18 protein-coding genes and 2 tRNA genes are annotated in these 19,384 nt (G+C 72.1%); 8 read left to right on the top strand and 12 right to left on the bottom strand.

Translation table 11 applies throughout. The features are described from left to right. Positions 1 to 39: 39 nt before the first annotated feature. Positions 40 to 768, top strand: coding sequence for a hypothetical protein (locus ASC58_RS16385; RefSeq protein ID WP_235529280.1), 729 nt, complete (start codon positions 40 to 42; stop codon positions 766 to 768). Here the strand turns inward: ASC58_RS16385 and ASC58_RS16380 are convergent. Then, the gene (locus ASC58_RS16380; RefSeq protein ID WP_056920045.1) at positions 757 to 2,877 is read right to left on the bottom strand and encodes an ATP-dependent DNA helicase RecQ; all 2,121 of its coding nucleotides are present in this window, start codon (positions 2,875 to 2,877) and stop codon (positions 757 to 759) included. The two genes, ASC58_RS16385 and ASC58_RS16380, sit on opposite strands and share 12 nt — an antisense overlap. A gap of 48 nt (positions 2,878 to 2,925) precedes the next feature. On the opposite strand from ASC58_RS16380, the gene ASC58_RS16375 reads away from it, so the two are divergent. Together ASC58_RS16375 and ASC58_RS16370 are read left to right on the top strand one after the other, a co-directional pair. Further along, on the top strand, positions 2,926 to 3,417 hold the full coding sequence (locus ASC58_RS16375; RefSeq protein ID WP_082553384.1) for a thioesterase family protein: 492 nt from the start codon (positions 2,926 to 2,928) through the stop codon (positions 3,415 to 3,417). Then, positions 3,417 to 4,055: a hypothetical protein gene (locus tag ASC58_RS16370; protein ID WP_056920044.1), complete on the top strand. Its 639-nt coding sequence runs from the start codon at positions 3,417 to 3,419 to the stop codon at positions 4,053 to 4,055. The genes ASC58_RS16375 and ASC58_RS16370 overlap by 1 nt, the downstream gene beginning before the upstream one ends. A gap of 24 nt (positions 4,056 to 4,079) precedes the next feature. Here the strand turns inward: ASC58_RS16370 and ASC58_RS16365 are convergent, their stop codons facing one another. The 7 genes from ASC58_RS16365 to pepN all read right to left on the bottom strand — a co-directional run bounded on the left by ASC58_RS16365 (position 4,080) and on the right by pepN (position 12,489). After that, the gene (locus ASC58_RS16365) at positions 4,080 to 4,358 is read right to left on the bottom strand and encodes a hypothetical protein (RefSeq protein WP_157598552.1); all 279 of its coding nucleotides are present in this window, start codon (positions 4,356 to 4,358) and stop codon (positions 4,080 to 4,082) included. Between the two features lie 117 nt (positions 4,359 to 4,475). Continuing rightward, positions 4,476 to 5,918 (bottom strand): MFS transporter, encoded by a 1,443-nt coding sequence (locus ASC58_RS16360; protein WP_082553383.1) that lies wholly within the window; start codon positions 5,916 to 5,918, stop codon positions 4,476 to 4,478. Further along, positions 5,915 to 6,709 carry a glycerophosphodiester phosphodiesterase family protein gene (locus ASC58_RS16355; protein ID WP_056920042.1) on the bottom strand — a complete coding sequence of 265 codons (795 nt, stop codon included), beginning with the start codon at positions 6,707 to 6,709 and terminating at the stop codon, positions 5,915 to 5,917. Before ASC58_RS16355 ends, ASC58_RS16360 begins: the two co-directional genes overlap by 4 nt. A gap of 33 nt (positions 6,710 to 6,742) precedes the next feature. Then, positions 6,743 to 8,482, bottom strand: coding sequence for a glycoside hydrolase family 13 protein (locus tag ASC58_RS16350; RefSeq protein WP_056920041.1), 1,740 nt, complete (start codon positions 8,480 to 8,482; stop codon positions 6,743 to 6,745). Between the two features lie 119 nt (positions 8,483 to 8,601). Beyond that, positions 8,602 to 9,000, bottom strand: coding sequence for a globin (locus ASC58_RS16345; protein WP_056917778.1), 399 nt, complete (start codon positions 8,998 to 9,000; stop codon positions 8,602 to 8,604). Beyond that, positions 8,997 to 9,935 (bottom strand): mechanosensitive ion channel family protein, encoded by a 939-nt coding sequence (locus ASC58_RS16340; protein ID WP_056917777.1) that lies wholly within the window; start codon positions 9,933 to 9,935, stop codon positions 8,997 to 8,999. Before ASC58_RS16340 ends, ASC58_RS16345 begins: the two co-directional genes overlap by 4 nt. Continuing rightward, the gene (gene pepN / locus ASC58_RS16335; RefSeq protein ID WP_056920040.1) at positions 9,928 to 12,489 is read right to left on the bottom strand and encodes an aminopeptidase N; all 2,562 of its coding nucleotides are present in this window, start codon (positions 12,487 to 12,489) and stop codon (positions 9,928 to 9,930) included. The genes ASC58_RS16340 and pepN overlap by 8 nt, the downstream gene beginning before the upstream one ends. A gap of 211 nt (positions 12,490 to 12,700) precedes the next feature. Here pepN and ASC58_RS16330 point away from each other — a divergent pair, with 211 nt between their 5' ends. The 3 genes from ASC58_RS16330 to ASC58_RS16320 all read left to right on the top strand — a co-directional run bounded on the left by ASC58_RS16330 (position 12,701) and on the right by ASC58_RS16320 (position 15,033). Continuing rightward, positions 12,701 to 13,327, top strand: coding sequence for a DsbA family protein (locus tag ASC58_RS16330; protein ID WP_056917775.1), 627 nt, complete (start codon positions 12,701 to 12,703; stop codon positions 13,325 to 13,327). A 10-nt stretch (positions 13,328 to 13,337) separates the two neighbouring features. Further along, positions 13,338 to 13,805: a ribose-5-phosphate isomerase gene (locus ASC58_RS16325; RefSeq protein WP_056920039.1), complete on the top strand. Its 468-nt coding sequence runs from the start codon at positions 13,338 to 13,340 to the stop codon at positions 13,803 to 13,805. Positions 13,806 to 13,938: 133 nt separating this feature from the next. Next, positions 13,939 to 15,033, top strand: a complete 1,095-nt coding sequence (locus tag ASC58_RS16320) for a PP2C family protein-serine/threonine phosphatase (protein WP_157598551.1) — start codon at positions 13,939 to 13,941, stop codon at positions 15,031 to 15,033. 31 nt (positions 15,034 to 15,064) lie between these two features. Here ASC58_RS16320 and ASC58_RS16315 read toward each other — a convergent pair whose 3' ends face one another. Next, complete coding sequence (locus tag ASC58_RS16315) at positions 15,065 to 15,568, bottom strand: DUF4395 domain-containing protein (RefSeq protein ID WP_056920038.1); 504 nt, start codon at positions 15,566 to 15,568, stop codon at positions 15,065 to 15,067. 102 nt (positions 15,569 to 15,670) lie between these two features. Here ASC58_RS16315 and ASC58_RS16310 point away from each other — a divergent pair, with 102 nt between their 5' ends. Continuing rightward, on the top strand, positions 15,671 to 16,339 hold the full coding sequence (locus tag ASC58_RS16310) for a tRNA (guanosine(46)-N(7))-methyltransferase TrmB (protein ID WP_056920037.1): 669 nt from the start codon (positions 15,671 to 15,673) through the stop codon (positions 16,337 to 16,339). A gap of 192 nt (positions 16,340 to 16,531) precedes the next feature. Here the strand turns inward: ASC58_RS16310 and ASC58_RS16305 are convergent. Further along, positions 16,532 to 16,605, bottom strand: a tRNA-Pro gene (locus ASC58_RS16305). 91 nt (positions 16,606 to 16,696) lie between these two features. Between ASC58_RS16305 and ASC58_RS16300 the strand changes: the two genes are divergently transcribed. Further along, positions 16,697 to 16,767 (top strand) — tRNA-Gly (locus ASC58_RS16300). 54 nt (positions 16,768 to 16,821) lie between these two features. Here ASC58_RS16300 and ASC58_RS16295 read toward each other — a convergent pair. Then, positions 16,822 to 17,775, bottom strand: a complete 954-nt coding sequence (locus ASC58_RS16295; protein ID WP_056920036.1) for a zinc metalloprotease — start codon at positions 17,773 to 17,775, stop codon at positions 16,822 to 16,824. A gap of 164 nt (positions 17,776 to 17,939) precedes the next feature. After that, a complete protein-coding gene (locus ASC58_RS16290; protein ID WP_056920035.1) occupies positions 17,940 to 19,361 on the bottom strand; it encodes an NAD(P)/FAD-dependent oxidoreductase in 1,422 nt (473 codons plus the stop codon). Positions 19,362 to 19,384: the final 23 nt, after the last annotated feature.

Here is a 19,384-nt window from a genome sequence, read left to right as displayed (position 1 = left end):
CTATCGGAAAACAGACCAGCAAGGACCACCATGGGGACCATGACGCGCACCACCCTCACCCCGATGACGCCGCTGCAGCAGCTCCGCGCGGGACACACGACCCGCCGCCTGGCCCAGCTGTTCGTCGGGCTCACCCTCTACGGGGTCTCGATGGGCATGCTCATCCGGGCCGGACTCGGGCTCGACCCGTGGGACGTCTTCCACTACGGCATCGCCCGTCACCTGCCCGTGAGCTTCGGCACCGTGACCATCATCGTGGGGGTGGCGGTGCTGCTCCTGTGGATCCCGCTGCGGCAGGTGCCGGGGCTCGGGACCATCGCGAACGTCGTCGTCATCGGCCTGGTCACCGATGCGACCCTCGCGCTGCTCGACCGGCCGTCGGCGATGGTGCTCCGCGTGCTGCTGCTCGGTGGCGGCATCGTGCTCAACGGGCTGGCCGGCGCGCTCTACATCGGCAGCCAGTTCGGTCCCGGACCGCGCGACGGGCTGATGACCGGACTGGTCCGCCGGACCGGGCGCAGCATCCGCCTGGTGCGCACCACGATCGAGGTGACCGTCCTGGTCGTCGGGTTCGCCCTCGGTGGCGTCGTGGGCATCGGCACGGTCCTGTATGCCGTGCTCATCGGCCCCACCGTGCAGCTGTTCCTGCCGCTGTTCACCGTTCCGCTCGAGGCCCCGGCCGACGCCCGCACGGCACCGCACCGGTCCGCCGAGCCGGTACCCGAGGCCCCTGCCGAGGTGCCGGACGAGGCCGGCTCAGGCTTCTAGCGCGAGGACGAAGGGCAGCACGCCGGGCGCCCCGGCCCGCCGCAGCTCCTGGGCGGCGACGGTCAGCGTCCAGCGCGACGAGGCCACGTCGTCGACCAGCAGCACCGGCCCCGAGAGACGGGCGAGCGCCTCGCGCTGGGTCGCCGACGGGGCCAGGCGTCCCCAGACCCCCGCGAGGCGGAACGCGCTGTTCCCGCCGGACTCGCCGGTCGGGCCGCCCTCGACCAGGTCCATCGGTCCGAGCCACTCCAACCGACCCATCTCGGCCAGGCCCTGTGCGACCGACTCGACGAGCTGGGGGCGGCGGCGCGAGGGGACCGAGGCGATCGCCACCGGGCGCTCGGCCCAGTCCCAGTCGCGCAGGATCGGGACGCAGGCCCGCAGCAGCTCGGCGGGCGCCGGCCCGTCGTCGGCCCGCAGCAGGGTGCGCAGCTGCTGGCCCCACCCGAGGTCGGTGAGCCGGGCGACGGCCCGGCCCGGCGCCATACCCTCGTCGGGGGCGATCTTGCCCTTGAGGGGGACGCCCAGGCGGTCCATGCCGGACGGCCACTGCGCGCGGGCCTCGAGCTCGACGCCGGCCCGCTCGAGCCGGCCGCGTGCCGTGGTGACGGCGGTGTCGGGGATCTCGGTCGGGAACCACACCCCGGCGCACGAGTCGCACCGGCCGCACGGCAGGGCGGTGTCGTCGTCGAGCGACTCCTGGAGGAACGCCATGCGGCACTCGCCGGTCTGCTCGTAGGTGACCATGAGGTCCTGCTCGCGGACCCGGGCGGCGCTGACCCGCTCGTAGCGCTCGGCGTCGTAGGTCCACGGCACCCCCGTGGAGGTCCAACCCCCGGGGACCCGGCGGACCGCACCGTCCACGTCGAGCACCTTGAGCAGCAGCTCGAGGCGGGTGCGACGGATGTCGACGACCGCCTCGAGGGCTGCGGTGGAGAGGGCCTTCTGCGACTGGGCCAGGGTCGTCAGCACGGCGTCGGCCTGTTCCTGGCGCGGCATCGACGCCGACGCGAAGTAGGCCCAGATGTCCTTGTCCTCGGGGCCCGGCAGGAGCAGCACGTCGGCGCGCTCGGTGGCGCGGCCGGCACGACCGACCTGCTGGTAGTAGGCGACCGGCGACGACGGTGCCCCGAGGTGCAGCACGAACCCGAGGTCGGGCTTGTCGAACCCCATGCCCAGCGCACTCGTCGCCACCAGGGCCTTGACCTGGTTGTCGCGCAGCATCGCCTCGAGGCGTTCGCGGTCGGCCGGGTCGGTGCGCCCGGTGTAGGCACGGACCTCGTGGCCGGCCTCGCGCAGGGCCACGGCGACGTCCTCGGCGGCCGAGACGGTCAGGGCGTAGACGATGCCGCTGCCGGGCAGCGTGTCGAGGTGGGCCAGCAGCCAGGCGAGGCGCTGCTCGGGCGAGGTCAGCCTCATGACCCCGAGCCGCAACGACTCGCGAGCCAGGCCGCCACGCAGCGTCAGGACGTCGTGCCCACCGGCACCGAGCTGCTCCACGACGTCGGTGACGACCCGCGCGTTCGCGGTCGCCGTCGTCGCCAGCACGGGGGTGTCGGAGGGCAGCGTCGTGAGCAGGTCGCGGATGCGGCGGTAGTCGGGACGGAAGTCGTGGCCCCAGTCGGACACGCAGTGCGCCTCGTCGACGACCAGGAGCCCGCAGCGCCGGGCGAGGTCCGGCAGCTGCTCGTCGCGGAACCGCGGGTTGTTGAGCCGCTCGGGGCTGACCAGCAGGACGTCGACCTCGTCGGCTGCCAGCGCCGCGGAGACCCGGCCCCACTCGTCGGCGTTGGCGGAGTTCATCGTGACGGCCCTGATGCCGGCGCGCTGGGCGGCGGCGATCTGGTCGCGCATCAGCGCCAGCAGGGGGGAGACGATCACGGTGGGTCCGGCGCCCTGCTCGCGGCGCAGCGCGGTCGACACGAAGTAGACCGCGGACTTGCCCCATCCCGTGCGCTGGACGACCAGGACGCGACGCCGGTCGCCCACGAGCGCCTGCACGGCCTCGAACTGCCCGTCCCGGAAGTCGACGTCGTCGCGGCCGACGAGCCTGCGCAGCACCCCCGTGGCGAGGGTGTGCAGGTCGGTGGCCGCAGCGGTCGTCTCCATGGTGACCACCGTATGCCGCCGGCCCGACACCCCTGACAGGATGGGTCCATGGCAGACGAGCAGGCACCGGTGCAGGCGGACGCGGCCCCGCAGCTCCCCGAGCGCTACTGCGTCAACGTCCCCCTGCGGTGGAGCGATATGGACGCCTACGGCCACGTCAACAACGTGCAGTTCCTGCGGCTGCTCGAGGACGCCCGGGTGATCGGGTTCGAGGAGTGGTTCGGGCAGGACCGCTCCGTGCTCGCCGAGGGCATCCTCGTGGCCCGCCACGAGATCGAGTACCTCGCGCCGCTGCTGTTCCGGGTGCCCCCGATCGTCGTGCAGATGTGGGCGACGAAGATCGGCGGTGCCGGGTTCGACCTCGCCTACGAGGTGCGCGACGGGCTCGCCTCCGACGACACCGTCTACGCCCGGGCCGAGACCACGCTCGTGCTCTACGACTTCGCCACCTCGACGCCGCGCCGGATGGCGCCCGACCTCAAGGCCCTGCTCGAGGTGCACTCCGGTGAGCCCGTGCCGTTCCGCTGGCGGCGGCGCTGATGGACCTGCACTTCCCCGATGCGCAGGGGCTGGACGACCTGCGCACCTACGTCGCCCGCGCCAAGGCCGCCGACGACGACGGCGCGATCCGGCTCCAGGCGTCCGGCACCACCCTGGCCGCCTACGTCGGTGTCCTGCCCGGCAGCGGGCTGATGGGGGAGGGGGCGGTCATCGGTCTGCGGGCCATGCCCCTCGCCGAGGCCGTGGAGGTCGACACCACCGTGTCGCTCGCGTCCGTGGCCGACCGGCTCGCTCGCGGCGACGGCAGGACGTTGTCGCTGCCGCCGACCACGGTCAGCGTCGGATGGGCCGCCATGGCGCCTCCGCGGAGCGGCTGGGAGCGGGTGGGTTCGGTCACGGCCGACGAGGTGTATGCCGTTGCGCGAGAAGGGATTTCGCAGGTCGCCTCCGGTGCGCCTTCGGACGCCGGTGGTCAGGCGGTCGCAGCACTGCGCCGGCACGTCTGGGGCCGACTCACCACCACGTCGCCGCCAGTCCCTGCGGGCGGTGCGTTCGCGGCCTACGCCCTCGGCTTCGCCGCACCGGGGTCGGACGTGACCGTCTGGACCCACGGCCGCTGGACGCGGCTGTCGACGACGGCCGGGCACGTCCTCATCCGCGGCGGCATCCCCGCCTGACCTGCTCGGTCAGCCGGGGCCGGGCTAGCCGGCCCAGGGCGGCGGTGGCCACGCGGCCGACGGCTGACGCGCCTCACCGCTGCCGAACCTGACCCAGGACGTGCGTCGCGCGCGCAACCGCGCCACGAGCTGGCGCTGCCTCCTCAGCAGGGGCGCGACCTCGGGGTTCACCGCCGTCGTGCCGCCGAGCGTCACGAGCAACGGCGCCTGGCGCAGCTGCTCCTCCACCACGGCGAGCGCCGCCATCAGCTCGCGGACGGACATCTCGGCGCTGTCGCCCGGTCTCGTCGTCCTGTCGCCCATCGCGACCACCCCTCGGCCACCGCCCCACGGCCGGACCGCGGGGCCCACCACCCATGCTAGGACGGCATCCGCGCAGGTCAAGGGGGTCGAGGGCGACCGGCTCGAGGGCGGCGGTGGTCAGGGCTGTCGCGGCGCGATGCGCCGACCGGCGACGACGACCAGGGCGGCGACGACCGTCAGGCCCAGCCACATCGTCACGTACACCGGCACGTCCCGGCCCGCGACCGTGTGCAGGGCGGCGAACACGGCGCCGGCCGCCGCGATCCCGAGGACCGAGCCCAGGACGTCCGCGAGCTGCAGGGAGGACGAGGTGGAGCCATGGTCGGCCGGCGACGTGAGAGTGAGCGACAGCACCGACAGGCTGGCCGTGCCGAGCCCCATGCCGGTGCCGCAGGCGACCAGCGCCAGGGCGATGAGGTAGGGGTTCCACGCGAAGTGGGTGATCGCGACGACCGCCACGAGCCCCGTGGACAGGAGCGCGCCACCGACGGAGACGAGTCGCTCGCGACGGCCGGCCCAGCGGTCGCGGCCCTGGACCCACGAACCCGCCGACCAGCCGAGGGACCCGACGGCCAGGATCGTGCCGGCCGCACCGAGCGACAGGCCGCGCTCGTTGACGAGCATGAGCGGGATGTAGGTGATGGTGCCGAAGAAGGAGCAGGTCAGGAGGAACCGCGCCACCATCACCGACGGCAGCCCGCGGCGCATGACCCAGGTGCCCGGCGGCAGCAGGAGCGGCGCGCTCAGCCCCAGCCCGACCACGCCCACCAGCGCCACGAGGGTCTGCGCGGACCACCGGAGCTCCAGCGAGTGCGTGCCCCACTGCACGGCGCCCGCGGAGGCGGCGATGGCGACCCCGAGCCAGGCGGCCCGGGCGTGCTGGCGGTGGTCGCGGCCCGAGGCAGCGACCCCCTCGTCGGCGGCGGCGATCTGCCCACGCCGGGCCACCACCGCCAGCAGCGCCACCACGACGGGTGCCACGACGAGCCAGAACACCCAGCGCCACGACCACGTCGTCGTCACCCACGCGGCGACCGGTGGGCCGAGCAGGGAGGGAAGGACCCAGGCGGCCGAGATGACGCTGAACACCTTGGGGCGCAACGACTCCGGGTAGGCGCGGCCGATCACGACGTACCCGGCGACGATGATGAGCCCGGCGCCCAGACCGGCCACGCCACGGCCCGCCAGGAACAGGCCGAACGAGCCTGACGAGCCGCACACGGCGCAGCCGACCCCGAACAGCAGCTGGCCGGCATACAACGAGGGAAGGGGACCCGCCCGGTCGGCCCAGACCCCCGCAAGCACGATGCCGAGCAGCTGCGTGGTGAGCATGACCGAGAAGGCCAACCCGTAGGACCGCACGGCGTCGAGCTCACGGGCCGCCTCGGGCATCGCGGTGGACACGGCCATGCCCTCGAAGGCGATCACCGTGATGAGGGCGACGAGGGCGACGGACAGCAGGGCGTAGGCGGGCGCGAAGACGCCGGGCCGTGGCGGCGCGACCCGCGTGGGTGCGTCACCGACGTCAACCTGCTCCGGTGCAGGCCTGGGCGAGCTCACCGGCCCAACGGTACGCCGCGCTCGGCGAGCACCTCGGCGAGCGTGTCGGTGCGGTCCGTGACGATGCCGTCGACGCCGAGGTCGAACAGTCGGTGCATCTCGGTGGCGTCGTCGATGGTCCAGACGTGCAGGTGCTTGCCCATGGCGTGCACCCGCTCGACGAGGGCCGGGGTGACGAGGTCGAGACGACGGCCGCCGACGACGTGCCCGGTGGGGACCTGCAGGACGGGCGCGGGGGAGCGCAGCCAGTCGGCGACGACGGACGGCGCGAACCGCAGCACCGCCACCTCCGACGGGCCGGCGGCCGTGGCCACGGCCGCACCGAGCAGCGCCCGCACGGCCCGCAGCCGGCGGCGGGAGAACGACCCGATGCAGACCCGGTCGAACGCGTCGTGCCGCCGCACCACGTCGGCGAGCCGCTCGACGGCACCGTCGGCCTTCACATCGATGTTGACCCGGGCCTGCGGGAACTCCTCGAGCAGCTCGGACAGCAGCGGGATCGGCTCGGTGCCGTTGACGCGGGCGGTGCGCACCGCGGCATATGGGAGGTGGGCGATGGTGCCGCGCGCATCGGTGACCCGGTCCAGCACATGGTCGTGGAACGCGAGCAGCTGCCCGTCGCTCGTCGCGTGGACGTCGGTCTCGAGGTAGCGGTAGCCGAGGTCCACGGCGTGCCGGAACGCGGCGAGCGTGTTCTCGAGGTGGAGGTTGGCCGCCACCTTGGCACCGCCGCGGTGCGCCAGCCCGATGGGGGTCGGCGCATCGAGGTAGGCGAAGTCAGCGGCACGCACGGCACCAGTCTGCCGTGCGTGCCGCTGGCCGGCTCAGACGGCGGCCCAGACCGTCGTGTCGGTGGGAACCGCGCCGTCGTCGGCGAGGGGGCCCGAGGCGACGAGGACGGTCGCGCCGGCAGGCAGCCGCACGGCGTCGGCACCGAAGTTGGTGAGGACTAGGGTGTCGCCGGCGTGCTGACCAGTGTTGAGCACGGCCACGACGTCGTCGCCGAAGCCGTCCACCGACTGCAGGCCTCCGGTGCCGAGCGCGCGCTCGCGGCGGATGCGCAGCAGCGAGCGGTACAGCTCGAGGGTGGAGCCCTCGACGCCGTCCTGCTGGTCCACGGCGTACTCGCCGTAGACCTCGGGCTGGGGCAGCCACGTCTGGTCCGAGGGGCCGAACCCGAACGCCGGGGCGTCCTTCTCCCACGGGATGGGCACCCGGCAGCCGTCACGGCCGATCTCGGCGCCCTCGGTGCGGATGAACGTCGGGTCCTGGCGGAACTCGCCGGGCATGTCGGTCGAGTCCGGCAGGCCGAGCTCCTCGGCCTGGTAGAGGTACGCCCCACCCGGCAGCGAGAGCATCAGCGCCGTGGCCGCCCGCGCCCGCTTGAGGCCCAGCGCGCGGTCGGGCTGCGGGTCCGTGGCGCTGATGCCGTTCGGCTGGCGCTCGCCGACCGGCAGGCCGAGGCGCGAGGCGTGCCGGACGACGTCGTGGTTGGACAGCACCCAGGTGCTCGGGGCGCCGACCGAGTCCGCGGCCTCGAGGGACGAGGCGATGACCGAGCGGAGCTCCTCGGCCGTCCACTGCGCCTTGAGGAAGTCGAAGTTGAACGCCTGGTGCATCTCGTCGGGGCGGACGTAGCGGACCGCGCGCTCCTGTGGACGGACCCAGGCCTCGGCGCACAGGATGCGGTCGGGCGTGCCGTAGCCGTCGAGGACCTTGCGCCAGCGGCGGTAGACGTCGTGGACGGCGTCCTGGTCCCACATCGGGGGCACGGGGGAGCCGGGCTTGAGCTCGCCGTCGAGCAGGTGCTGCTCCACGTCGTAGTCGGGCAGCCCCTTCTCCTTGACCAGGCCGTGGGCGACGTCGACACGGAAGCCGTCGATGCCGCGGTCGAGCCAGAAGCGCAGGATCGACTCGAACTCGTCGCCGACCTCGGGGTTGTCCCAGTCGAAGTCGGGCTGCTTGGTGTCAAACAGGTGCAGGTACCACTGGCCGGGCGTGCCGTCGGGCTCGGTCACCCGGGTCCAGCCGTCGCCGCCGAAGACCGAGCGCCAGTCGTTCGGCGGGAGCTCACCGTGCTCGCCCTTGCCGTCACGGAAGATGTAGCGGGCACGCTCGGGGCTGCCGGGGCCGGCGGCCAGCGCCGCCTGGAACCACACGTGCTCGTCGCTGCTGTGGTTGGGCACGAGGTCGACGATGATCTTCAGGCCGAGGTCGTGCGCCCTGGCCACCAGCTCGTCGGCGTCGGCCAGGGTGCCGAACAGCGGGTCGATGTCGCGGTAGTCGGCGACGTCGTAGCCGGCGTCGGCCTGGGGCGAGGTGTAGAACGGGCTGAACCAGATCGCGTCGACACCCAAGGCCTTGAGGTAGGGCAGTCGCGCGGTCACGCCCGGCAGGTCGCCGATGCCGTCACCGTCGGCGTCCGCCCAGGAGCGAGGGTAGATCTGGTAGATCACCGCGTGGCGCCACCAGGCGGCGTCGGCCGAGTCTGCGGGGTGGAGGAGGTGGGTGGGGTGCGTCCCGCCGAGGGTGGCGTCGGACGTCGTGGAGAGGGTGTCAGTCACGGGAAACCATGGTGAGGCATCACGACCCGTGGACGAAACCGGGTTCCCGCCGTCTTGCCTTGTGGGCGGTCGGACGACCACCGCCCGGTATGGCGCGGGGTGCCGGATCGGGCGTCGGCTCAGTCCTCGTCGAGGCTGTTGACCAGGCTGAACGCGGCGCGCTCGAGGTAGTCGCGCAGCAGCAGGTCGTTCGCCGGGGGCAGGTCGAGGGTGTCGACGGCCGCCATCATGTGCAGGAGCCACCGGTCCCGCTGGGTCGGCGTGACCTTGAAGGGGTGGTGGCGCATCCGCAGCCGGGGGTGACCGCGCTGCTCGGAGTAGGTCGTCGGGCCGCCCCAGTACTGCTCGAGGAACAGGCGCAGCCGCTCCTCGGCCGGACCGAGGTCCTGCTCGGGGTAGAGGGCGCGCAGCGCGTCGTCGGTCGCGACGCCGCGGTAGAACTCGTGGACGAGCTTGCGGAAGGTCTCGTGCCCGCCGACCTCGTCGAAGAAGCTGCCGAACTGGCCGGAGGTGCTCACGGGGTGCCCCCGGCCGGGCCGAAGGGCGTCATGACGGGAGCCTTGATGCCGTGCTCGTCGAACGCCGTCTTGACGCGCTCGCGGATCTCGCGGGAGACGCCGTACTGCTGCTCCGGCGCGGTCTTGGCGATGACGCGGATCGTGACGACGTTGCCGGTGATGGACTCGACGCCGACGACGTTGGGCTCCTCGAGGAGGAGGTCGGCGAACGCCGGGTCCTCGTCCAGCTCCTTCATGACCGTGCGGATGACCGCGACGGCGCGCTCGATGTTCTCCGCGTAGGACACGGGCAGGTCGACGATGGCGGTCGACCAGCCCTGGCTCTTGTTGCCGATCCGGATGATCTCGCCGTTGCGGATGTACCAGACCACGCCGCTGCCGTCCCGGAGGCGGGTGACCCGCAGCGAGACCTCCTCGACGGTGCCGATGGCCTCACCGGTGTCGACGACGTCACCGACGCCGTACTGGTCCTCGAGGATCATGAAGATCCCGGAGAGGAAGTCCTTGACCAGGCTCTGCGCCCCGAAACCGAGCGCCACCCCGCCGACGCCGGCAGTCGCGAGCAGCGGGGCGAGGTCGAGCCCTACGGCCGACATGACGGTCAGGATCGTGACCAGCGCGATGACGAAGGTCGCGCTGCTGCGCAGCAACGAGCTCATCGTCAGGGTGCGCTGGCGGTGCCGCTCACGGTCGATGCCCGCCGCCGCGGCCAGGGCGTTGCCGGCCCTACCGACGCGCCCCGGCTCGTGCGAGCGCCGTGCGTCGGACTTGGCCAGGGTGATCCGGACGACCCGCTTGATCGAGCGCAGCGCCAGCCAACGCAGGACCACGCCCGCCAGGATCGTCACGACCACCTGGAGGGGGGCGCCACGGAACCAGTGCCACACCCCCTCGGGGGTGAGCGTGACGAGGCTGTGCAGGAACGACTCAGGCATCGGCGTCCCGGGACTGGGCCTGCAGGGCACGGGCGACACCGTCGCGGTTCTCGGCCACGAGGCGCACCAGCCCGGCGGGAGCGTCCGGGTGGCTGTCCAGCCACGCCTGCGAGGCGTCCAGCAGGCCCTGGTCGGCGAGGACCGTCGGGTAGTAGGTCACGAGGATCGACTCGGCGATCGCGTGGGTGCGCGACTCCCAGATGTCGAGCAGCGCGTCGTGGTACCGCTCGACGTACGGGCGCAGCAGCTCGGTGTCGAGTGCCTGCGTGAAGCCCAGCCCCGTGGCCTCGACCACGGAGTTGGGCAGTGACGGGTCCTCGACGCCGTCGTGCCACGCCTGCGCCTTGACCTCGGCCGTCGGGCGGGCTGCCAGGGCGCGGGCTGCGCGCTCGCGACCGGTGGAGGTGTTGTCGCGCGCCTGCTCGGCGGCGATCTCCTCCTCGGTGGCCGACCCCACCGCGGCGAGCGCGGTGAGCAGCATCCAGCGCATCTCGGTGTCGACGGCCAGGCCCTCGAGCGACCCGGTCCCGTCGAGCAGACCGCGCAGGAAGTCGGCGTCCGCGCCGCCGCGCTGCACGGCGGCGTACGCGGTCAGGAGCTGGAGCTGGGCGTCGCTGGCGGGTTCGGCGGCCTCGGTGAGGGCGCGCAGTCCGGCGGTGACGGTGGTCAGGGCCGCGTCGCGGTGGTCGGGGGCGACGTAGAGGCGCGCCGCGCTCTGGAGCTGGGCGAGCACGGTGCGCAGCATCGTCGAGTTGGTCTCGCCGGGCAGGGAGGCCAGGACGAGGTCGATGAAGGCACGCGCCGACATCTCCGCGTCGCGGGTCATGTCCCAGGCGGCACCCAGGACCAGGGCCCGGGGGAGGCTGTCCTGGAAACCGCGCGGGTGGGCCAGCGCCGTCGCGAGGGACCGCTCGTCGAGGCGGATCTTGGCGTAGGCCAGGTCCTCGTCGTTGACGAGCAGCAGGTCCGGCACGGGCTGGCCGACGAGCTCGGGGACGGCCGTGGACGCCCCGTCGACGTCGAGCTCGAGCCGGTCGGTGCGCACCAGGACGGGGCCGTCGGCCTGCTCCTGCACGGAGTACAGACCCACCGCGAGGCGGTGCGGACGCAGGGTGGCGTAGCCCTCGGCGCCGGTCTGCTCGATGGTCGCCGAGGAGATCAGGCCACGGTCGTCGACCTCGACGACGGGGCGCAGGGTGTTGACGCCCGCGGTCTCCAGCCAGAGCTTCGACCACGTGCCGAGGTCGCGGCCCGAGGTGGTCTCGAGCTCGCCGAGCAGGTCCTGCAGGGTGGTGTTGCCCCACGCGTGCTTGGCGAAGTAGGCGCGCAGGCCGGCGACGAACGGCTCGCGGCCGACGTAGGCCACGAGCTGCTTGAGGACCGAGGCGCCCTTGGCGTAGGTGATGCCGTCGAAGTTGACCTCGACGTCCTCGAGGTCACGGATCGGGGCCACGATCGGGTGGGTGGAGGACAGCTGGTCCTGGCGGTAGGCCCAGGCCTTCTCGCTGATGCCGAAGGTCGTCCACGCGGACTCCCACTCGGTGGCCTCGGCCTGGCAGGTGGTCGACGCCCACTCAGCGAAGGACTCGTTGAGCCACAGGTCGTTCCACCACTTCATGGTCACGAGGTCGCCGAACCACATGTGGGCCAGCTCGTGCAGGAGGGTGAGGGCCCGGCGCTCGACGATGGCCTCGGTGACCTTGGCGCGGAAGACGTACGTCTCGTTGACGGTCACCGCGCCGGCGTTCTCCATCGCACCCATGTTGTACTCGGGCGTGAAGAGCGTGTCGTACTTCTCGAACGGGTACTCGCAGTCGAACTCGTTCTCGAAGAACGTGAACCCGCGCTTGGTGCAGTCGAAGATGTTGTCGGCGTCGAGGTGCTCGAGCATCGACTTGCGGCAGAAGATGCCGAGGGGCACCGCACCCTTGCGGGTCTGCACCTCGTCGCGGACCACGGCGTACGGGCCGGCGACGAGCGCGGTGATGTAGCAGGACATCCGCTGCGTCGCGGCGAACTCCCAGCGGGCGACGCCGTCACGCACGGGGCTCGGCTCTGGGGTGGGGGAGTTGGACACGACCTCCCAGTGCGAGGGAGCCGTGATGGTGAAGGCGTAGGTCGCCTTGAGGTCGGGCTGCTCGAACACGGTGAACATGCGACGGCAGTCGGCCACCTCGAACTGCGAGTAGAGGTAGACCTCGTCGTCGACCGGGTCGACGAAGCGGTGCAGCCCCTCGCCGGTGTTCATGTAGGCGGCGGTCGCGTCCACCGTCAGGGTGTTGTGCTCCGCGAGCGACGGGAGCGTGATGCGGACGCCGTCGAAGTGGGTCGCCGGGTCCAGCGACTCACCGTTGAGGGTGATCGCCTCCACCGAGGGGGCGATGAGGTCCACGAACGTGGACTCCCCGACCTGGGCGCTCGTGAACGTCACCGTGGTGGTGGTCCGGAACGTCTCCTCCGACGTCGTCAGGTCGAGCGCGACGTCGTAGTGGTCGACGGCGACGACGGCCGCGCGGGCGACCGCCTCGTCGCGGGTCAGGTTTGTGCCGGGCACTGAATCTCCTGCAGGGGTTGGTCCACGTTTCGGCGCCAATCCTCGCACGCGCGGAGGGGTGTTCCCGCAACGGTGGGTATGGCGCCGCGTCGCCTCCCGGGTCCGCGTCGCGGCCCCGGTCAGGTTGCCGTGACGTCAACCAGCCCGGCCCCGGAGCGTTCCTCCGGGCCTCGGGTGCGGTCGGCGCGGGGGCAGTGGCAGGATTGGTCAGGTGACTGCTTCCGACGCTGCCCAGACCCGTACCTCCGCCGAGTTCTGGTTCGACCCGCTCTGTCCGTGGGCCTGGATGACCTCGCGCTGGATGATGGAGGTCGAGAAGGTCCGCCCGGTGGACGTGACCTGGTCGGTCATGAGCCTGGCCGTCCTCAACGAGGGACGCGACCTGCCCGAGCAGTACCGCGAGATGATGGACCGCGCCTGGGGCCCCGTCCGCGTCATCCTCGCCGCGGCGGCCGAGCACGGCGACAAGGTCATCAAGCCCCTCTACGACGCCATGGGCACCCGCATCCACCTCGGTGGGGAGAAGGACTACGCCAAGGTGATCGTGCCGGCGCTCGAGGAGGTCGGCCTGCCGGTCGAGCTCGCCGAGTTCGCCGACACGGACGCGCACGACGACCGCCTCAAGGCCAGCCACCAGCGCGGCATCGACCTCGTGGGTGACGACGTGGGCACCCCGGTCATCGCGGTCGACGGGGTCGCCTTCTTCGGCCCGGTCGTGAGCCCGGCGCCCAAGGGTGAGGCCGCTGCGAAGCTGTGGGACGGCTGCGTGCTCGTCGCCGGCACGCCCGGCTTCTTCGAGCTCAAGCGCAGCCGCACCGTCGGCCCCATCTTCGACTGAGAGGCCTGCGATGCGCGTCCACATCGGCGGCGACCACGCCGCATACGAGCTGCTGGGTGAGCTCGTCGCGTTCCTCGAGGCCGAGGGCCACGAGGTCACCAACCACGGTCCGCACACCTATGACGCGGAGGACGACTACCCGGTGTTCGTGCTGCGCGCCGCCCGGGCCGTCGCCGCCGATGCGGACTCGCTCGGTGTGGTGCTCGGTGGCTCGGGCAACGGCGAGCAGATGGCCGCCAACAAGGTCACCGGCATCCGCGCCGCGCTCTGCTACAACGAGGAGCTGGCCCAGCTCGCGCGTGAGCACAACAACGCGCAGGTCATCTCCATCGGTGGTCGGATGAACACGGTGGACGAGGCCAAGGCGATGGTGCGGACGTTCCTCGCGACGCCGTTCTCGGGCGCGGAGCGACACGCGCGTCGCATCGACATGGTCAGTGCCTACGAGCAGGACGGGACGCTGCCCGACCAGCCGTGATCTGTGGATTTCTCGGCCCCGACGAGGTCAGCCCACTAGGCTGCTGAGGCAGGGCTGGAGACGGGGCCAGTCCGCCCCCAATGACCCTTCGGGGTGCCCTGCACCCCCGACCGGCCCGAAGGAACTCGCACTGGTGGACGTTGGCAGGTCGGTCCTCGCGCGTCGTTCCCTCATGACGCGCTTCCAGCGGACCCGGAGCCGTTTCGGCCGGTGGGGGACCGGCAGCACGTTCGCGCTGCTCGTCGTCGCCGACCTCCTGCTGTTCTGGGCGATGGCCAGGATCGGGACCTCGATCCCGTTCTCTGGCTACGTCCTCGTCGCCGTTCTCGCCGGTCTCTTCCTGGCTCCCCGCGTCCTCGCGGCGGGTGATGCGCTCGTGCTCCTCACCGCTGCGCTGACGCTCGTCAGTCGGGGTGGTGGTCCGCCCTACTACGGCGCCTACACCGTCCTCGTCATCGTCATGGTGATCATGTTCTGGGTCGCTGCGTCCCGGGCCCGGCTCGGGGTCCAGGGCAACCTGGGCGAGACCATGCTGGTCGACCTGCGTGACCGGCTGAGGACCCAGGGAGAGCTGCCGCCCATGCCGCCGGGCTGGGGCGCCGAGCTGTCGGTCCTGTCGGCCTACGGCGACTCGTTCTCCGGTGACTTCCTCGTGACCAACAAGTCCGACGACATCCTCGAGCTGGCGCTCGTCGACGTCTCCGGCAAGGGCATCGCAGCCGGCACCCGGTCGCTGCTGCTGTCCGGCGCGTTCGGCGGCCTGCTCGGGTCGCTGCCCTACGACCAGTTCCTGACGGCCGCGAACTCCTACCTCCTGCGCCAGCAGTGGGACGAGGGGTTCGCGAGCGCAGCGCACGCCTGGATCAACCTCGAGACGGGGGAGTACAGCCTCGCCTCGGCGGGCCACCCCCCGGCCGTGAGGTTCTCCGCGGGTTCGGGGCGCTGGAAGGTCCTCGAGGGGGACGAGGGCCCGGTGCTCGGGGTCACGGACGCCGTCGGCTTCCCGCGCGTGCGGGGCACGCTGCGCCGCGGTGACGCCCTGCTGCTCTACACCGACGGGGTCATCGAGGTGCGCAACCGCGACCTGCGCGACGGCATCGACCGCATGCTCGGGACGGCCGAGCAGATGATCGGGCGCGGGTTCGAGGGGATGGCGGCGAAGATGTGCGCCGCGGCCCGGGCCGGCGAGACCGACGACCGGGCTGCGGTCCTGGTCTGGCGCCGCTGACCGCTCAGACCGCCCGGACCGCTCCGTCCGTTCAGGCCGGGGAGGCTGCCCGGCGCTGGGCGGCGCGCTTGCTGATGTCGGCGCACTCGACGCAGATCGACTCCGGGATGATCCCCAGCCGCATCAGCCAGCCGAAGACGATGCACCCGACGCAGACGCCGGCCAGCGACTCCAGCGCCGGGAAGACCACCATGACCACGCCGATGACGACCACAGGGACGATGGCTCCGGTGAGCCACAGGACGGTGGCTGCCACGGTGAACACGGCCCCGATCGCCGCCGCGAACCGCTTGGGCGGTCCTGCGGTCCAGCGCGGCGGCGTCGCCACCCGGGGCCGGATGACGCGGCGGACGAGCTGCGCGATCGGGCTGGCCGACGGCCCCCACCCGGTACGGAGCACGAAGTCCACGGCGAGGACGCCGTAGAGCCACCACTGCTGCGTGGCCAGGGCGACCACGGCGAGCACGAGGACGACTCCGGCGATGAGGCGCACGGCGATCTCGTCGACGATGTTGGGGAAGCGGGAGATGCGCATGGACACATTATGGATCACATAAGCAACAGTTATCGCCAGCGTCCCGTCCCTCGGTCCGTGCCCCGATCCCGGCCGCGCCGCCGGTCCTCCTAGGCTGGACCCATGGAGCCCATGCGCGACACCGGCCGGGTCCGGTCGTACGGCGCTCGCCGCGGCCGGCTGTCCGCCCTCACCCTGGACCGGCTCGAGCGGCTCGTGCCCCTCCACGGGATCCCCGAGGGCGTCCTCGACCCGGCCACCGCGTTCGGGCGCACGGCCCCCGTCGTCCTCGAGATCGGCTGCGGCCACGGCGCGGCCGCGCTGGCGTATGCCGCCGCCCACCCCGAGCACGACCTCTTGGCCGTCGACGTGTTCACCCCCGCGCTCGCCCGCATGCTGGCCGAGGCCGAACGCAGGGGCGTGGGCAACCTCTGGATGCACCGCGGCGACGCGGTCCAGCTGCTCGAGGAACGACTGCTCCCCGACACGCTCACGGCCGTGCACCTGTTCTTCCCCGACCCCTGGCCCAAGGGCAAGCACGTGAAGCGGCGCTTCCTCGCGCCATACAACCTCGACCTGGTTGCCTCCCGCCTCGTGCCCGGCGGGCACCTCCTCGTGGCCACCGACCACCCCGTGCACGCCGCCCACGCCCGCGCGGAGCTCGGCGCGGACGCGCGGTTCGAGGTGACGGAGGGCGAGCGGCCGGACTGGCGGCCCACCGACGGGTTCGAGGAGAAGGGGCACCGCGCCGGAAGGTCGACCACGGAGTTCCGGGCCGTCCTGCTCGACTGACGGCCAGCACCCTGATGACTCCGGTCGCGGGGTCAGGTGTCGAGTGGTCCTGCTGTCTCGGGTCTCGGGGTAGCCGGACGCCGCCGTCGGGTCCGGACGCCGCCGTCGCGTCCGGGCTCCTTCGTCGCCCGTGCGCTCCGGCTCCCGTCATCCGGCACCCCCGCCGACGGCCTGCGCAAGCTTGGCCGTTCGTCGGGGTAGCCGGATTCGAACCGGCGGCCTTCCGCTCCCAAAGCGGACGCGCTACCAAGCTGCGCCATACCCCGTGGACGGCGAGCCGATTTCGGCTCACACGATCGCGGGCATTAGGCTAACGCCTCGGATCTGCAGCGCCTCCGAGGGGCTGTCCCGGTCCACGCGGGCGTAGCTCAATGGTAGAGCCCTAGTCTTCCAAACTAGCTACGCGAGTTCGATTCTCGTCGCCCGCTCAGCAGAAGGGCCCCACCGGTGGTGGGGCCCTTCGTCGTGCCGGAGGGGAGAGGTCAGCTCTTGCCGCCGCCTGCGCGGAACTGCTGCCACGCATCGCTCATCCGGTCCGACTGGCCCCGGGTGAACATGTTCATGCAGGAGTCCTGCGTGTAGTCCATGAAGTTGTGGATCGGGTCGAGGCCCGGCGCGGTGCAGGTGTCCGCCCCGGTCGGGCAGTCGAACTGCGGCATCGCCTCGCGGGGGGTGTCGGCCACGTAGTCACCGCTGGCCGCGCAGCCGTGGGCGAAGGTGTGCTCGAGCATCAGCCAGTGACCGACCTCGTGGGTGAGGGTGTCGCCGAGCGCGTACTTGCCCGCGGTCCCGCCGGGCATGGACTCGTCGAGCATGACGACGCCGTCGATGAAGTCCCGGCCGTTGTTGTAGCCCTTGGGGAAGTAGGCCCACCCGAGCAGGCCGCCACCGATGTCAGCGGCGTACACGTTGAGGGTGCGTGCGTCTCCGGTGTAGAGCGACTTCTTCATGTCGCGCTCGTTCTTGCCGGGGACCACGGTGTACCACGCAGGGTTGACCGTCCAGGTGGTCTGGGTGAGGTCGAAGCGGAACGGGGTGTTCGCCGCGTCCGCGGCGGTGGCGCCGGAGTAGGAGTCGTTGAGGACCTTCATCTGAGCGGCGATGAGGGTGTTCCAGCGCTGCTTCTCGGCGGCGGTGAACGCGTCCTCGCCGATCATGTGGAAGACCGTCGGGATCCGGACGCTGCCGTTCGCGAGGCTCGGCAGGTCCTTGAGGACGCCGTAGGCGTTGGCCTCGTTCTTGGGGTAGAGCTCAGGCTCCTTGGCCGTCGCGCCCTTGATGACGCGCGCGGCGCTGGAGGCGTCGGAGGAGCAGGAGGCGGCACCGGGTGAGGTGCCGCCCGGTGAGGCGCTGACGGAGCTGGCAGATCCGGTGCCGAGCAGCAGCACGGCAGCTGCTGCCAGAACGCCGAGGCGGAGCGGGGTGCGGACTCGCATGGGGTTCCCTTCGCAGACCTTCCCCCCGTGGGGGCTCCGGCGGACGCTACCCGCGCAGGGACGTCAGTGGCTGGTACCGAAGACGCATCTTTCGGACACTTCCCCCGTCGATCCGTGCTGGGCGGACCGTGGAGCGGCGTGGGCACGCCACCGCGCGGATCCGCTCAGAGGCCGTACTCCTCGAGCAGCCGCAACCAGATCTCACTCATCGTGGGGTAGGAGGGGACCGCGTGCCAGAGCGTGGTGAGCGGCACCTTGCCGACGATGGCGACGGTCGCGGGGTGGATGAGCTCGGCGACGTCCTGGCCGACGAAGGTCGCCCCGACGAGCACCCCCGCGTCCTCGTCGACGACGATCCGCGCCTGCCCCTGGTATCCCTCGGCCTGCAGGCCCGACCCGGACGCCTTGTCCATCGGCAGGTCGACGACGCGGATGTTCAGCCCGCGCTCGCGGGCCTGCGCCTCGGTGAGGCCGGCCGCCGCGACCTCGGGGTCGGTGAAGACGACCTGGGGGGAGCCGAGGTCGTCCGCCCACGGCGTCGTCTTCCCCGCGTCGGGCTCGTGACCCGCGGCGCGGGCGCCGATGAGGTCACCACAGGCGCGGGCCTGGTACTTGCCCATGTGGGTGAGGAGGGCGATGCCGTTGACGTCACCCACGGCATACAGCCAAGGCGTCTCGTCCGAGAGCCCCTCGACCTCCATGCGCTCGGTGACCGAGACGTAGCCGGCCTCGGTGAGCTCGGCGCCGACGGAGTCCAGTCCCAGCCCGTGCGTGGCCGGGGTGCGCCCCACGGCGACGAGCAGCTCGTCGGCCACGACGGTTCCGCCTCCCTCGAGGTGGACGGTCACCTCGCCGGTGGGACCGAGCCGGGAGACCTCCTCCGCCTTGGTGCCGGTGCGCACGTCGACGCCGTCACGCCGCAGGGCCTCCTCGACCGCCGTGCCCGCGAACTCCTCGTTGCGACCCAGGAGCCCGGGCGCCTGCTCGACCACGGTCACTGCGGAGCCCAGCGCCTGGAAGACCTGGGCGAGCTCGCAGGCCACGACCCCGCCGCCGAGGACGGCGAGACGTTCGGGGATGCGCCGCGTCGTGGTCGCCTCCCGGTTGGTCCACGGCTTCGCCTCGCGCAACCCCGGGATCGGGGGCATGGCGGGCGTCGTGCCGGTCGCGAGGACGACCGCATGGCGGGCACGCACCTCCCGGCCGTCCACCTCCAGGGCCTTGCTGCCGGTGAGACGGCCCTCGCCCCGCAGGAGGGTGATGCCGACGTGGTCGAGCCAGCCGACCTGGCCGCTGTCGTCGAGGTGGTTGATCCAGGAGTCGCGGCGGTCGAGGACGCCCTGGGGGTCGAGGTGCGCGCCGTCCGACCCCTGCACGCGCTGGGAGGCCCGCGTCGCGTGGATCGGCCGAAGGAGCGCCTTGCTGGGGGAGCAGGCGTAGAAGCTGCACTCGCCACCGACCAGGTGCTTCTCGACGATCGCCACGGTCAGGCCGGCCTTGTGTGTGCGGTCGGCGACGTTCTCGCCGACCGGCCCTGCACCGATGACGACGACGTCGAACTCCAGGGGCTGCTGCTCGCTGCTCATGGTTCAAACCTAGGTGGGCCCGC

This window comes from Phycicoccus sp. Root101, from assembly GCF_001426245.1.
GTDB lineage: Bacteria > Actinomycetota > Actinomycetes > Actinomycetales > Dermatophilaceae > Pedococcus.
Note: the sequence above shows the minus strand (reverse complement) of the source record. Positions and strands in the feature narration are given on the sequence as shown.

What these genes read in the sequence shown, in the direction of transcription:
- ASC58_RS16385 (WP_235529280.1), top strand. Translation starts at nt 40, where the DNA reads ATGACGCGCACCACCCTCACCCCGATGACGCCGCTGCAGCAGCTCCGC.
- ASC58_RS16295 (WP_056920036.1), bottom strand. Translation starts at nt 17,775, where the DNA reads ATGCGAGTCCGCACCCCGCTCCGCCTCGGCGTTCTGGCAGCAGCTGCC.
- ASC58_RS16325 (WP_056920039.1), top strand. Translation starts at nt 13,338, where the DNA reads ATGCGCGTCCACATCGGCGGCGACCACGCCGCATACGAGCTGCTGGGT.
- ASC58_RS16315 (WP_056920038.1), bottom strand. Translation starts at nt 15,568, where the DNA reads ATGCGCATCTCCCGCTTCCCCAACATCGTCGACGAGATCGCCGTGCGC.
- ASC58_RS16380 (WP_056920045.1), bottom strand. Translation starts at nt 2,877, where the DNA reads ATGGAGACGACCGCTGCGGCCACCGACCTGCACACCCTCGCCACGGGG.
- ASC58_RS16290 (WP_056920035.1), bottom strand. Translation starts at nt 19,361, where the DNA reads ATGAGCAGCGAGCAGCAGCCCCTGGAGTTCGACGTCGTCGTCATCGGT.
- ASC58_RS16310 (WP_056920037.1), top strand. Translation starts at nt 15,671, where the DNA reads ATGGAGCCCATGCGCGACACCGGCCGGGTCCGGTCGTACGGCGCTCGC.
- ASC58_RS16365 (WP_157598552.1), bottom strand. Translation starts at nt 4,358, where the DNA reads ATGGGCGACAGGACGACGAGACCGGGCGACAGCGCCGAGATGTCCGTC.
- ASC58_RS16340 (WP_056917777.1), bottom strand. Translation starts at nt 9,935, where the DNA reads ATGCCTGAGTCGTTCCTGCACAGCCTCGTCACGCTCACCCCCGAGGGG.
- ASC58_RS16370 (WP_056920044.1), top strand. Translation starts at nt 3,417, where the DNA reads ATGGACCTGCACTTCCCCGATGCGCAGGGGCTGGACGACCTGCGCACC.
- ASC58_RS16375 (WP_082553384.1), top strand. Translation starts at nt 2,926, where the DNA reads ATGGCAGACGAGCAGGCACCGGTGCAGGCGGACGCGGCCCCGCAGCTC.